General features: G+C 42.0%; 11 protein-coding genes. 1 reads left to right on the forward strand and 10 read right to left on the reverse strand.

Features of this window, described 5'->3' with window-relative positions; all coding sequences use genetic code 11:
- Window positions 1-6 precede the first annotated feature (6 nt).
- The 8 genes from MUCPA_RS19275 to MUCPA_RS19310 form a co-directional block, all read right to left on the reverse strand.
- A complete protein-coding gene (locus tag MUCPA_RS19275; protein ID WP_008508719.1) occupies window positions 7-1,059 on the reverse strand; it encodes an AI-2E family transporter in 1,053 nt (350 codons plus the stop codon).
- A 77-nt stretch (window positions 1,060-1,136) separates the two neighbouring features.
- Complete coding sequence (locus MUCPA_RS19280; RefSeq protein WP_040626149.1) at window positions 1,137-1,334, reverse strand: hypothetical protein; 198 nt, start codon at window positions 1,332-1,334, stop codon at window positions 1,137-1,139.
- A gap of 2 nt (window positions 1,335-1,336) precedes the next feature.
- Window positions 1,337-2,755 carry a sigma-54-dependent transcriptional regulator gene (locus MUCPA_RS19285; RefSeq protein WP_008508720.1) on the reverse strand — a complete coding sequence of 473 codons (1,419 nt, stop codon included), beginning with the start codon at window positions 2,753-2,755 and terminating at the stop codon, window positions 1,337-1,339.
- Window positions 2,756-2,935: 180 nt separating this feature from the next.
- Window positions 2,936-3,511 carry a hypothetical protein gene (locus MUCPA_RS19290; RefSeq protein ID WP_040627702.1) on the reverse strand — a complete coding sequence of 192 codons (576 nt, stop codon included), beginning with the start codon at window positions 3,509-3,511 and terminating at the stop codon, window positions 2,936-2,938.
- Between the two features lie 484 nt (window positions 3,512-3,995).
- Complete coding sequence (locus MUCPA_RS19295; RefSeq protein ID WP_008508723.1) at window positions 3,996-4,778, reverse strand: enoyl-CoA hydratase/isomerase family protein; 783 nt, start codon at window positions 4,776-4,778, stop codon at window positions 3,996-3,998.
- 11 nt (window positions 4,779-4,789) lie between these two features.
- Window positions 4,790-6,082: a sensor histidine kinase gene (locus MUCPA_RS19300; RefSeq protein ID WP_008508724.1), complete on the reverse strand. Its 1,293-nt coding sequence runs from the start codon at window positions 6,080-6,082 to the stop codon at window positions 4,790-4,792.
- A 2-nt stretch (window positions 6,083-6,084) separates the two neighbouring features.
- On the reverse strand, window positions 6,085-6,648 hold the full coding sequence (locus MUCPA_RS19305; protein WP_008508725.1) for a carboxymuconolactone decarboxylase family protein: 564 nt from the start codon (window positions 6,646-6,648) through the stop codon (window positions 6,085-6,087).
- A gap of 118 nt (window positions 6,649-6,766) precedes the next feature.
- Window positions 6,767-7,189, reverse strand: a complete 423-nt coding sequence (locus MUCPA_RS19310; RefSeq protein ID WP_008508726.1) for a cobalamin B12-binding domain-containing protein — start codon at window positions 7,187-7,189, stop codon at window positions 6,767-6,769.
- A gap of 440 nt (window positions 7,190-7,629) precedes the next feature.
- Here MUCPA_RS19310 and MUCPA_RS19315 point away from each other — a divergent pair, with 440 nt between their 5' ends.
- Entirely contained in the window at window positions 7,630-9,285 is a 1,656-nt protein-coding gene (locus MUCPA_RS19315) for a glutamine--tRNA ligase/YqeY domain fusion protein (RefSeq protein ID WP_040626151.1), read from the forward strand.
- Window positions 9,286-9,728: 443 nt separating this feature from the next.
- Here the strand turns inward: MUCPA_RS19315 and MUCPA_RS19320 are convergent, their stop codons facing one another.
- Entirely contained in the window at window positions 9,729-10,343 is a 615-nt protein-coding gene (locus MUCPA_RS19320; protein WP_008508728.1) for a hypothetical protein, read from the reverse strand.
- Window positions 10,344-10,426: 83 nt separating this feature from the next.
- Complete coding sequence (gene pgi / locus MUCPA_RS19325; protein WP_008508729.1) at window positions 10,427-12,073, reverse strand: glucose-6-phosphate isomerase; 1,647 nt, start codon at window positions 12,071-12,073, stop codon at window positions 10,427-10,429.
- Window positions 12,074-12,140 lie beyond the last annotated feature (67 nt).

The raw sequence follows: 12,140 nt of genomic DNA on the forward strand, positions 1-12,140 counted from the left end.
TTAAAATTATTCCAATTCTATGCTCGTTTGTATCCTTTCCAGCCTATCTGCCGCCAGGCGGTTGGTTTCGTAAATTTCAACTAATAGTAAAAAGTACGAAAGTAGCACCGGCCCGAATACTAAGCCCAATATACCAAATAATGGAATACCAATAATGACGCCAATCACAGTAATTAGCGGGTGTGTGTTAGCTATTCGTTTGTTAATGATAAATCTTAAAAAGTTATCAATATATCCTATAATTAAAACACCATAGATTAATAAAAAAACACCTTGCCATGTTTTATCATTCAGTAGTAAAATAATGCCGAACGGAATGGCCAGCGTTGGCACGCCAACTACCGGTAAAAAAGAAATAAAAGTACCTATAACACCCCAAAATACCGGATCTTCAACGCCTGTTATCCGTAGTCCGATAGCGAACATGATGCCTTGCGATATAGAGATAATACCTTGCCCCAGCACATTTGAGTAAGTTGAAATGCGCAACTCATCGGCAAATTTTAGTGCATGCTGTTCCCTGAAAGGTGCATACTTAATCAGCCCGGCTTCAAACTCTTTGTTTTGCGTAAACATAAAATAAAGCAGAAAGTAGAGTACCAGCAAGGTCAGAAAAATATCGGCGGCGCTGCCTAATATAGATGGGAAAAGTTCGGCGGCGTAAGTGCCTATTTTTTGAGTGATATTGATGTTATCAACAAAATGCGGCTGGTTAAGGTGCGAGCCGGCAAAAGCATCAATTGCGGCCAACCATTTTTGTATAGGAAAATTGGCGCTCGTTAAGCTGCTTATTTTATTGACTACCAGTATGCTGAGTGATAAAAATGGAATAACTATAACAATCAGCGAGACTAAAATAATCATAATTGCTACCAGTGGCTTATTCCAGTGTTTTTTCTCCACGAGATACAAGTATACTGGCCTGAAGATGGTGAACAAAACGATAGCTCCCAATATGGAGCTTGACAGGCCGCGCAGGGCGTAAACTAAAAAGCAGCCCAAAATGATAATACTGATCAGTATGATTTGGTTTCGTTGCTTATAATCGAATATGGACATGCGGTAATTTTAGAGATATATTTGATAACTAAAATTAAGCATTAATGTTTGCTCTCAAAGCAGGTTATTGTGCGGAATTATAAACTGTTAACTAAAGCGTTGATGTTTTTGCAGCTGGCAAAAATAGTCTCTATATAATACTGGCAATCATCGGTTTGGTCGGGTATTTCATATTTAAGTTGTTCGAGTGCCAGGGTTATATTGGAGAGCTGGTTTTTAATATCATGTTTAACCATGCGCATATCCGGGCCTTTTTCGTTTTCATCACTGCTCATGCCTATTTATCCAGGTTATTTGCTTTCATTTTGTTGTATAACGTTTTACGGTCTATTTTTAAAATTTCGGCTGCTTTGGTTTTGTTGAAATTAACTTCGCGCAGTACCCGCAAAATAGTTTCGTATTCGGCCTCCATTGCTGCGTTTTTTAAATCGTGACGGGGTGCTGCGGGCGCCGTTGCATTTGTTGGGGCGCTTTCGTAGGGCGTGTGTTTGGTGTAAGTTGAAATTTCCAGTGGTAATGCTTTAGCCTGCACCTCTTCGCCTTCAGTTAAGAGTGTGGCCCTGCGGATCACATTTTTTAATTCGCGAATATTGCCCTGCCATTTGTAGTTCAGCAGGCTCTCAATAACCTCTGGCGAAAACCGGGTTACATTACGGCCCAATTCCTCGTTGGCTAATTGCAAAAAGTGATCTGCTATCAGCAGGATATCTTTACCCCGGTCTCTTAAAGGGGGCAGGTGAATGCTAAACTCGTTGAAACGGTGGTATAGGTCTTCTCTGAACTTTCCGGCGCGGATGGCATCCTGAAGGTTTTCGTTGGTAGCTACAATGATGCGTACATCCAGGTCAATTTCTTTGGTACCACCTATGCGTCTTACTTTGCGTTCCTGCACGGTACGTAACAGAGCGGCCTGGATATCGTACGACAGGTTGGCTATTTCATCCAGAAATAATGTTCCGCCGTTCGCCATTTCAAAATGGCCTATTTTAGTATTGAGCGCACCTGTAAACGATCCCTTTTCGTGACCGAAAAATTCGCTGCCTGCAAGTTCTTTAGTAAGCGAACCACAATCCATCGCTATAAAGGGCTTATCCCGGCGGTTACTGTTGAGGTGGATACTTTTGGCAACCGACTCTTTGCCAGTTCCGCTTTCGCCGATGATGATAACGCTGTAGTTGGTTGGCGCCACCAATTCAATTTGATGTACAAGTTCTTTTGATGCCCTGCTGCTGCCTACAACAAAATCCGGAGAGGTAAAATGTTTTTTTGAAGTTTTGGGTTCGTTTGACTGCGTGGTAGCCGAATTTGTTTGGAAGGGATCGTCCATCAGCGCTGATTGCATTTCGAGCGCCTTATTGATAGTTGATAATATTTCGTCGGGGTATAAGGGTTTGGTAATATAATCGTAAGCTCCAAGCTTAATCAGCTCTACCGCCATTTTAATATCCGAATAGCCTGTTATAATAATAACTCCCGTTTGCGGGTATTCGTTCTTTATTTTTTTAAGTATTTCTCTTCCATCGGTATCTTCCAGCCTGAAATCACAAAGCACAAGGTTAAAGGACTCTTTTTTGAGATGCTCAAAAGCAATAGAGCCCGAGGGGGCGGTGGTAACGTTAAACCCGTTACGGGTTAAAAATTTTGACAATAACAATGATACATTAACTTCATCGTCAATGATTAAAATATTTTTCATACAGTGTAGAAAATTTATTTGAAGTTACAGAATGCTTTGTAAATTGGGAAATAAATTCTACACTATTTATTAAAAATATAATATTTATACCAGAATGCCGTATCTGTTAATCATTTATTTATAAAAAAAGGGGAAAAGACATCGCCTTTCCCCCCGTATTATCAGGTGTGTCTGTAAAAATTATAAACCAAAGGCATAAGCTAAACGTAAGCCAATCAGGTTTAATGATTTGCCATTATCAACTAAAGCGCTGTTACCTTCAAAGCGTATACCGGCGTCTATAAAGCTTTTACCGCCTACAGGGAACAGTACGCCCACTTGTGGAGCATAAGCAAAAAGGGTTGATTTGGTTGCGCCTAAGTCTTTCTTGTTAGTAAGGAAAGATGCACCGGCTTCACCTTGTACGTAAAGGTTTTCAACAAGGAAGTATTTTAAACCTGCTTTAACCGGGATCAATTTAATATCGGTATAGTTTAAAGAGGTGTTTGAAATACTTTTACCAAAATAGTTATCGTATCCGGCATTTACGGTTACAAACAACTGTTTAGCAACAGGTAGATCTGCCTGAACAGAGCCGCCAAGAGTCCAGCTATGGGTGTCGTTGAAACTGCCTACGGGTATACCGGCGTCAACACCTACACTTAAACGTACGCCAGAATTTGTAGTGGTAGAAGCAGTAGTAGATTGTGCTTTAGCGCCAAATGAAAATGCAGCAAATGCTAAGGCAAGGGCGGAGATTTTGATTGTAGTTTTCATTGTATTTTTTGTTTTAATTGTGATGAAGCTATCCGGATGGTTGCTTTGGGTTTTAACTTGAGCGATTTTTCCGGATGGTTTCATTTGTTAATGATGATTAATTTGTGATGCTATTTTTAAATCACGCAACAAATTAACAGCATAAATCCAATACGATTTATCATCCAAAAGTAAACACTATTCAATCGATTGATTAACAGTATTTTAATTTTTGACCAATATGGTATTAAAGTCAGATCTGTGTAAAAATCTAACAAAACTGATCGGTTTTGAAGTGGAGATGAGGTTGAACGCTCCTGTTACGGCAAAGTGAGTTTGCCTGGGAAATCATAAAACGAATTGATGTAATAAAACAAATTAGTGAGGATATAAGAGCAGGTAATAGCCCGGAAAGGCACATTTAAAAGAGAAAAAAATATTTCAACGCCAATATAATTGGCATTTATTTAATGATGCCTTTCCGGTTATGGGTTTAAACCGCAGTCTACTTGCCTGTAAATATTGGTTTTCGTTTTTCCAGGAATGCAGCTACGCCTTCTTTCAAGTCATCGGTGCCAAAGCATTTCCCGAACTCGTTTATTTCGATTTCAAAACCATTCTGATCGTTTTTTAGCGAGGCATTAATGGCGGTGATGGCCGATGCGATAGCTAATGGCGCACGCAATAAAATTTTATTTAATATCTCTTCGGCTTTAGCCAGCAATTGTTCAGCAGCAACAACATGGTTTACCAAACCCGATTGAAAAGCATCGGCAGCGGTAACCATATCTGCTGACAATATCATTTCTAACGCTTTGCCGCGGCCAATCAGTTGCGTTAAACGCTGGGTGCCGCCATAACCTGGAATCAGGCCCAGGGTAACCTCGGGTAAACCTAAACGCGCATGCTCCGCCGCCACACGAATGTGGCAGGCCATAGCCAGTTCCAAACCCCCACCCAGGGCGAAGCCGTTAATAGCGGCAATCACTGGCTTAGGGCCTTCGGCTATCAGGTTAAATACGCTTTTATGCCCATCGCGGGCAAGTTCGCGGCCCTGCTCTGTATTGAAAGATGCAAACTCGGATATGTCCGCGCCCGCTACAAATGCTTTTGTACCTGCGCCGGTAATGATGATACCGCCAACTCCGGCGTTGGTAAATGCCTCCGTTAACGCTGTATGTAACTCGGCCAGTGTTGCTATATTTAAGGCATTTAACTTGCTTTCGCGGTTAATGGTAATGTATTGTATTCTTTCTTTATAGTCTATCAGGAGGTTTTGAAAGCTCATATCAGCAGATTTTAGTGTAAAGGTAATTTTATAGTAAATGTAGTATATTCATTTAAAGCACTCTTAACAGTAATATCCCCTTTTAACGATTTAATTAACTTTAAAACAATATACAAGCCAAGCCCATGCCCATCAGAGGTGGCATTACCGCGATAATACATATCAAATATTTGGGGCAGGGTTAAGGCATCAATGCCTTGCCCGTTATCACTAAAAATAATAATTAAATAATCAGTGTCGGTAAATATATCAATGGTAATTTCAGGCGCTTTTTCCGGACTTTTAAAGTTTAAGCTATTATCAGCCAGGTTATCCAAAATAACGGTCAGGATATTTTGATAGGAATAGTAGGTTTCGGCAACCTGGCAGGTAACCAGTATATTGCCGTTCCAGGCCCTTAATTGCTCACTGTATTTATCCTTTATTCCGGCAACTATACCAACAAAGTCTATTGGTTGCTGCTTGTTGTTCTCATCATCAACTAAAATAGCGGCATTTAATTTGGTGATCATTTTATCCATGCCATCGGCAACTTTTTTACTATGTTCAAAAAGCAATAGTATTTCAGGGTCGTCAGTTATTGTTTTACCCAGGTTGGATAGGCCCATAATATTGGCTAAGGGAGCCCTGAAATCGTGTGTGGTTCTGTATAATAAGGTTTTGAGTTCGGTGTTGGCATCCATCAACTCTTGCGTGCGTTTTTTAACCGTGGCGTCAAGGTATTGGTTTAGGCGGGTAATTTGTTTGTTGTTTGTTTCAAGTATTTTGTTGCTTTTGGCAATTGCCTCTAAACCCATGAGCTGGGATAGTTTATTGGCCAACAAATCATTAATGAGTTGAATAAATTTATAATCCTGCTTAGCGAGCTGTTTATCCTCGGTGGTGGCGATAGTCATCACGATACGGTGTTCGGCCGTATAAATTACCGGGATGGTAACGATGGAAAATACTTTTTGATGGGTGAATATGGTATCGGCGAATAATGGGTCGGAAAAGATCTCGTTGACCGGATAAGACACCGGAATGCCGTTTGCGAGGGCCAGCTCTTCAAAACTATAAATGATATCACCATCCTGCTGAATGAAAAAATCCTGCCCTATAAAGCCCTGAACGGCTATGCACGAACTGGCGTTTTGATAGTAAACACGGAAAATAAATAAATTAATTATGAATTTTAACTGCGACGATAAAACCTTATCTATATCGTGATAGGATGTACACTTATTAAGGCTGGTGGCAAAACGCGAAAAGGCTTCATACCGAAGCCTTTGTGCATTTTGTGAGATTTCAGAATTGTGGTCCACCTTTATTGTACTTCCATTAGTTCGTTATCAATCTGTATGCCCGCAATATCGGCAAGCGAGTTGAGCATATTGGTAAGGTCGGCCAGGGCCATGAGCTCCTGGATCTCGTCTAAGGAATATCCTTCATCCCTTAGTGCTCCAAAATCGCTGTCACTTGTTCCCTTAGGGTCAAGTGCGCATTTGGTAACCACCTGTATAGCCGTTTTGTATGCCGATGGAACGTAGTCGCTCTCCATATTTTCGGTAAGCTTAATATCATCGTTGCCGGTTAGGGTTTTGCTCATGCTGTTGGCAATAACACCGTGGGTATAAGCGCAATATTTGCTGCCTTTAATTTTAGATATATTGTAAATAATAAGCTGCTTTAAAATAAAGGGTATATTGCCTAACAGCATGGTACAGCGGAGTTTTTCCCAGTTGCCGCGTAAAATAGTGGCGTTGCTGCCCTGGCATTTAAACCAGTTGAGCACAAACGGAACGCCAAGCTCTTTCATGGTTTCGTTATAAATAATTTTTACTTCGTCGCTGGCATCCGCGTATTCTACAACTCTAAATCCTTTCGTCATGGTCGGTAAATTAATTTAAAATAAAGGGATAGTTTTATTTTTAGCAAAGGTATCTGTCTATCTTTAACCAGTGTTTAAACATCAAAATACGTAAAAATTATGTTGAAGGATTGAATAGTTAAAAATTACGGTTAAGTTTAACCCAATCTTTAATGTATTGGGCAATATCCTGCGTATTTGAGCCGGGTGGAAATAATTTTCCTACCCCCATTGTATTCAATTCTTCCATATCGCGCTCCGGAATTATTCCACCGCCGGTAACCAAAACATCATCCATTCCTTTTTGCTTCATCAGGTTAATGATCTTGGGAAACACCGTCATGTGGGCGCCTGATAGGATAGAGATGCCTATAGCATCCACATCTTCCTGCAAAGCGGTATTCACCACCATCTCGGGGGTTTGGCGCAAGCCGGTGTAAATCACTTCCATGCCGGCATCGCGCAGCGATGTGGCTATAATGCGTGCGCCACGGTCGTGCCCGTCAAGGCCCACCTTGGCAACCAGAACGCGAATGGGGCGGTTAAATTCAGTGATACTCATAACGCAGGTATAATTATTCGAAGCTAATGATTATGCACTAATTATTCGAATTTAGGCGAATTTCACGAATGATGCATGGATAGCACGCATTGTTAGATTCTGCATATGCGTAAAAGGCGGAAAATTTAAAAGGATTATCTTTTTAAAGGGAAATTTTGCAGCCATTATTATGCCCGTTTGCTGTTAGATGCCAAATTGCTGATTATAAGTAATTTATTGCGTTAGGGATAGGAGCGGGTACCGGCCTGTGGCTAATGCCTGTGTAGTATGAGCGGATAGCCCGGCCCGCATGGGAACGCCCAAATGCGAGGGGACCAAGGTTTAGACAAGGACTGAGAATTAAGTATGAACAACATTGGCCTGTTGCCGGACTTGAATAAATAGGTAATATGTTAGTAATATATTACATGTTTATTCACATTTATTACCTTTGGCCTACTATGAGCGAAGAACGATCATTAAATTTTATAGAAGAGATAGTTGAAGAAGATATCCGTAACGGCAAAAACGATGGCAGGGTGTTAACGCGCTTCCCGCCCGAGCCTAACGGGTATTTACATATCGGGCATGCCAAATCCATCTGTTTAAATTTTGGGCTGGCTAAAAAGTACAATGGCAAAACCAATTTGCGTTTTGATGATACCAACCCGGTAACCGAGGATACCGAGTATGTGGAGAGTATTAAGGCTGATGTGCGCTGGTTAGGATTTGATTGGGCCAATGAGTTATATGCGTCGGACTATTTTGACACCATTTATGGTTTTGCACTGAAACTGATTGAGGCCGGATTAGCTTATGTGGATGATAGCACTGCCGAAGAGATTGCTGCCCAAAAAGGAACGCCGACCGAACCGGGTGTACCCAACCAATACCGGAGCCGCAGCGTAGCCGAAAACCTGCAGTTGTTTGCCGAAATGAAGGATGGTAAATATCCTGATGGAGCCAAGGTATTGCGTGCCAAGGTTGACCTGGAATCGCCAAACATGCTGATGCGCGACCCGATTATGTACCGCATTAAACACGCTCACCATCACCGCACGGGCGATACCTGGTGTATTTACCCGATGTATGATTTTGCCCACGGACAAAGCGATTCGATAGAGCAGATAACCCATTCTATTTGTACGCTGGAGTTTGTGCCCCACCGTGCCATGTACGATTGGTTTATTGAGAAGCTGGATATATTCCCCTCGCACCAATACGAGTTTGCACGCTTGAACATGACTTATACCGTAATGAGTAAGCGCAAGTTGCTGCAACTGGTGAACGAGAAAATGGTTGACGACTGGGACGACCCGCGTATGCCTACCATTAGCGGTTTGCGCCGCCGTGGTTATACACCGCACTCCATCCGTGATTTTTGCGAACGGATTGGCGTGGCCAAGCGTGAAAACATGATTGACGTGAGCTTGCTGGAATTTTGCATCCGCGAGGATCTGAATAAAACCGCCTGGCGCCGCATGGCCGTGCTCGACCCGGTGAAGTGCGTAATCACCAACTTTCCGGAAGGGCAGGAGGAGATCCATTTTGGCGAAAATAATCCCGAAGTTGAAGGGGGAGATGGTGGACGTGATATTCCGTTTAGCAGGGAGATTTGGATTGAGCGCGAAGATTTTATGGAGGTAGCTCCTAAAAAGTTTTTCCGTTTAGGTCCGGGTTTAATGGTGAGGTTGAAAAATGCCTATATCATTAAATGCGAGGATTTTGTGAAGGATGCCGATGGCAATATTACCGAGATCCATTGCTCGTACATCCCCGAATCCCGTTCGGGAAGTGATACCAGTGGTATCAACGTGAAGGGAACTATCCACTGGGTAAGTGTGGCGCATGCCAAAACCGCCGAAGTACGTTTGTACGATCGTTTATTTAAGGTAGAAGATCCATCAAACGAAGATGGCGACTTTAAAGAATACCTGAACCCCGATAGCTTAAAGGTTATCAACGCGTATGTTGAGCCCGATATGGTGACTTTGGCAACCGGTAAGGCCGTTCAGTTTATCCGCAAAGGGTATTTCTGTTTGGATAAGTATTCAACTGCTGATAAGCTGGTGTTTAACCGGACGGTTACTTTGAAGGATGGTTGGGTGAAGAAGTAAGATTTTGAAGACCATTAAGCCCTTTTTTTAAACTGGGCTTGATGGTCTTATAGTTGCTGTCTGCTAAGTTATTGATTGTCAATGCTTAATTCTCTATATCATGTCATTCCGACGTGAGGAGGGATCTCCTAAAAGCGGTCAGTGAGTATCATATTAGGCGTGCTGATTATCAACGTGCTATCTTTGCTCCATTAATCAGTATTCTTAATTTAAATCATCGGCACGCTCAATCGCCGCGTGAAGGGCTTTGTTCTTTTTGTCTTGACACAAAAAGAACCAAAAAAGTCAAGACTGCCCGATCCTTCCGCCCGCAAGGCCAACTCCCGGCCCGGCGTGCAGTCTGGCCTCTTCACACTTTATCTTGTATCAAATAATCTACGAGGTTCAAAACGTTATCCTGTTTTTTTTCGGCTGGCTCAATCTACTTATTGATGTGTAGGTACTTACTTAAATGTAGTCATTATTTGAATTTCACAACGGCTAAATATTAACCCACGTATTTCATGCAGTTTCCTTGGGAAGTTTATTGATAGGGTTACTACTTTATCATCATCGTCCCAGTAAACCTCCTTTATCAAATTAGCTTCGTTGTCGGCAATCGTTTCAACTTTAACAGGTTGCCCTAATGATTTAGTTAAATGATTTTGAAGTGAGTCAAACTTCGCTACGAAAGCAGGTTCCTTGCGGGTAAGTTTTTCAAGCTTTTTTCTTTCTTTAGTAGGATTGAAATCAGGATTGAAAAACCCCCAATTATACAGAACTCCAACCAAGCCATTTGTTTTTTGATCAAAGTAATACCAAAGATGAAGTTGTGGCACAAAGTCATCATCAGTGCGTTTAAATATTAACGCCTTTGACTTTTTCATTTCAAAAACACTGTGCATTGGATCTTTTAGAATGCCAAAATCCGGGAGTGTAGTTAAGAAAGTCGAATGTTTTGTATTTTCGAACTGTTGTATCTCTTCTATAGAATGTTTTGAAAAATTAAAATCTTCTTGAGCGAAGGCTGAAAATTTAAACCCCAAAAAGACGAACAATAAAAGGCAGAGTGTCTTCATTAGATAAGGTAGATTACAAGACCGTCGTAAAGCTTTGACAACTCTCGAAGAGTTGTCAAAGCTAAATTGGCGCATTATATAACTTACCTCCAGCTCTTAAACCGATTAATCAACCCATTGGTTGATCCATCATGGCTGGTAACCTCATCTTCGTTTCTTAGCTCAGGTAAAATCTTTCCGGCTAATTGTTTGCCTAATTCAACGCCCCATTGGTCAAAGCTGTAAATGTTCCACAAAATGCCTTGTACAAATATTTTGTGTTCGTACATCGCGATAAGCGAACCCAGGCTGCGCGGGGTGATCTTTTTGACCAGGATGGAGTTGGTTGGGCGGTTACCTTCAAAAACTTTAAACGGTGCTATCTGGTCAATCTCTTCCTGTGTTTTGCCTGATGATTTTAACTCATCAACAACCACATCTAAACTTTTGCCATTCATTAAGGCTTCGGTTTGGGCAAAGAAGTTGGATAGCAGCAAGGTATGGTGTTCGCCCAGCGGGTTGTGGCTTTGAGCAGGAGCTATAAAATCGCAAGGGATCAGTTTGGTGCCCTGGTGTATCAGTTGATAAAAAGCGTGCTGGCCGTTGGTGCCTGGTTCGCCCCAGATGATTGGGCCGGTTTCGTAGTCAACATCCTTGCCGTTACGGTCAACATGTTTGCCATTGCTTTCCATATCGCCTTGTTGAAAATAGGCGGCAAAGCGGTGCATATATTGGTCGTAAGGTAAAATAGCCTGGGTTTGGGCATCAAAAAAGTCGTTATACCAAATACCAACCAAAGCTAAAATAACAGGGATGTTTTGTTCCAGGTCGGTTTCTTTAAAGTGGTTATCCATGGCGTGTGCGCCGGCCAGTAATTCTTTAAAGTTATCAAAGCCGATGCTTAAGCAAATAGATAAACCTATGGCGCTCCATAACGAGTAGCGGCCGCCAACCCAATCCCAAAATTCAAACATGTTTTTGGTATCGATGCCGAACTCGCTTACGCCTTTGCTGTTGGTTGAGAGCGCTGCAAAATGTTTGGCAATATCAGCCTCTTTGGCTCCGGCGGCTAAAAACCAGTCGCGGGCGGAGTGGGCGTTAGCCATGGTTTCCTGGGTGGTGAAGGTTTTTGAGGCGATCAGGAAAAGCGTAGTTTCCGGATTCAGTGTTTTTAAAGTTTCGGCAATGTGGGTGCCGTCCACGTTGGATACAAAGTGCAGGTTAAGGTGAGTTTTGTAAGGTTTTAAAGCCTCGGTAACCATCACAGGGCCCAGGTCTGAGCCGCCAATGCCGATATTCACCACATCGCTGATGGGTTTGCCGGTATAGCCTTTCCATGTTCCCGAAATCACATCGTTCGAAAATTCCTGCATGTGATTGAGCACCGCGTTTACATCGGGCATCACATCCTTGCCATCAACATAAATAGGCGTGTTGGATTGGTTGCGCAAAGCGATGTGTAAAACAGGGCGCCCCTCGGTCATGTTGATTTTCTCTCCGGAAAACATGGCCGTAATTGCATCGTTTAGCATACACTCTTTAGCCACCTGTATCAATAAAGCTATAGTTTCTTCATCAACCCGGTTTTTGGAGTAATCTACCAGGATGTCTTCAAAAAGGATGGAAAATTTACTAAATCGCTCGTTGTCAGATTTAAATAGATCTTTCAAATCCGTGTCGATCATTTTTTCAAAATGGTCCGAGAGGTAGGTGTAAGCTTTGGTTTCGGTTAAATTTATTTTAGGCAGCATATTTGTTAATGTTTTGTTCCAATTTATGAAGTAAACCTAAGCTTAATACAATTGAATTGGTAAAAAG

It is taken from the genome of Mucilaginibacter paludis DSM 18603, from assembly GCF_000166195.2.
GTDB lineage: Bacteria > Bacteroidota > Bacteroidia > Sphingobacteriales > Sphingobacteriaceae > Mucilaginibacter > Mucilaginibacter paludis.

Coding starts and splice junctions, on each gene's coding strand:
- MUCPA_RS19275 (WP_008508719.1), bottom strand. CDS start 1,059: ATGTCCATATTCGATTATAAGCAACGAAACCAAATCATACTGATCAGT.
- MUCPA_RS19280 (WP_040626149.1), bottom strand. CDS start 1,334: ATGAGCAGTGATGAAAACGAAAAAGGCCCGGATATGCGCATGGTTAAA.
- MUCPA_RS19285 (WP_008508720.1), bottom strand. CDS start 2,755: ATGAAAAATATTTTAATCATTGACGATGAAGTTAATGTATCATTGTTA.
- MUCPA_RS19290 (WP_040627702.1), bottom strand. CDS start 3,511: ATGAAAACTACAATCAAAATCTCCGCCCTTGCCTTAGCATTTGCTGCA.
- MUCPA_RS19295 (WP_008508723.1), bottom strand. CDS start 4,778: ATGAGCTTTCAAAACCTCCTGATAGACTATAAAGAAAGAATACAATAC.
- MUCPA_RS19305 (WP_008508725.1), bottom strand. CDS start 6,648: ATGACGAAAGGATTTAGAGTTGTAGAATACGCGGATGCCAGCGACGAA.
- MUCPA_RS19310 (WP_008508726.1), bottom strand. CDS start 7,189: ATGAGTATCACTGAATTTAACCGCCCCATTCGCGTTCTGGTTGCCAAG.
- MUCPA_RS19315 (WP_040626151.1), top strand. CDS start 7,630: ATGAGCGAAGAACGATCATTAAATTTTATAGAAGAGATAGTTGAAGAA.
- MUCPA_RS19320 (WP_008508728.1), bottom strand. CDS start 10,343: ATGAAGACACTCTGCCTTTTATTGTTCGTCTTTTTGGGGTTTAAATTT.
- pgi (WP_008508729.1), bottom strand. CDS start 12,073: ATGCTGCCTAAAATAAATTTAACCGAAACCAAAGCTTACACCTACCTC.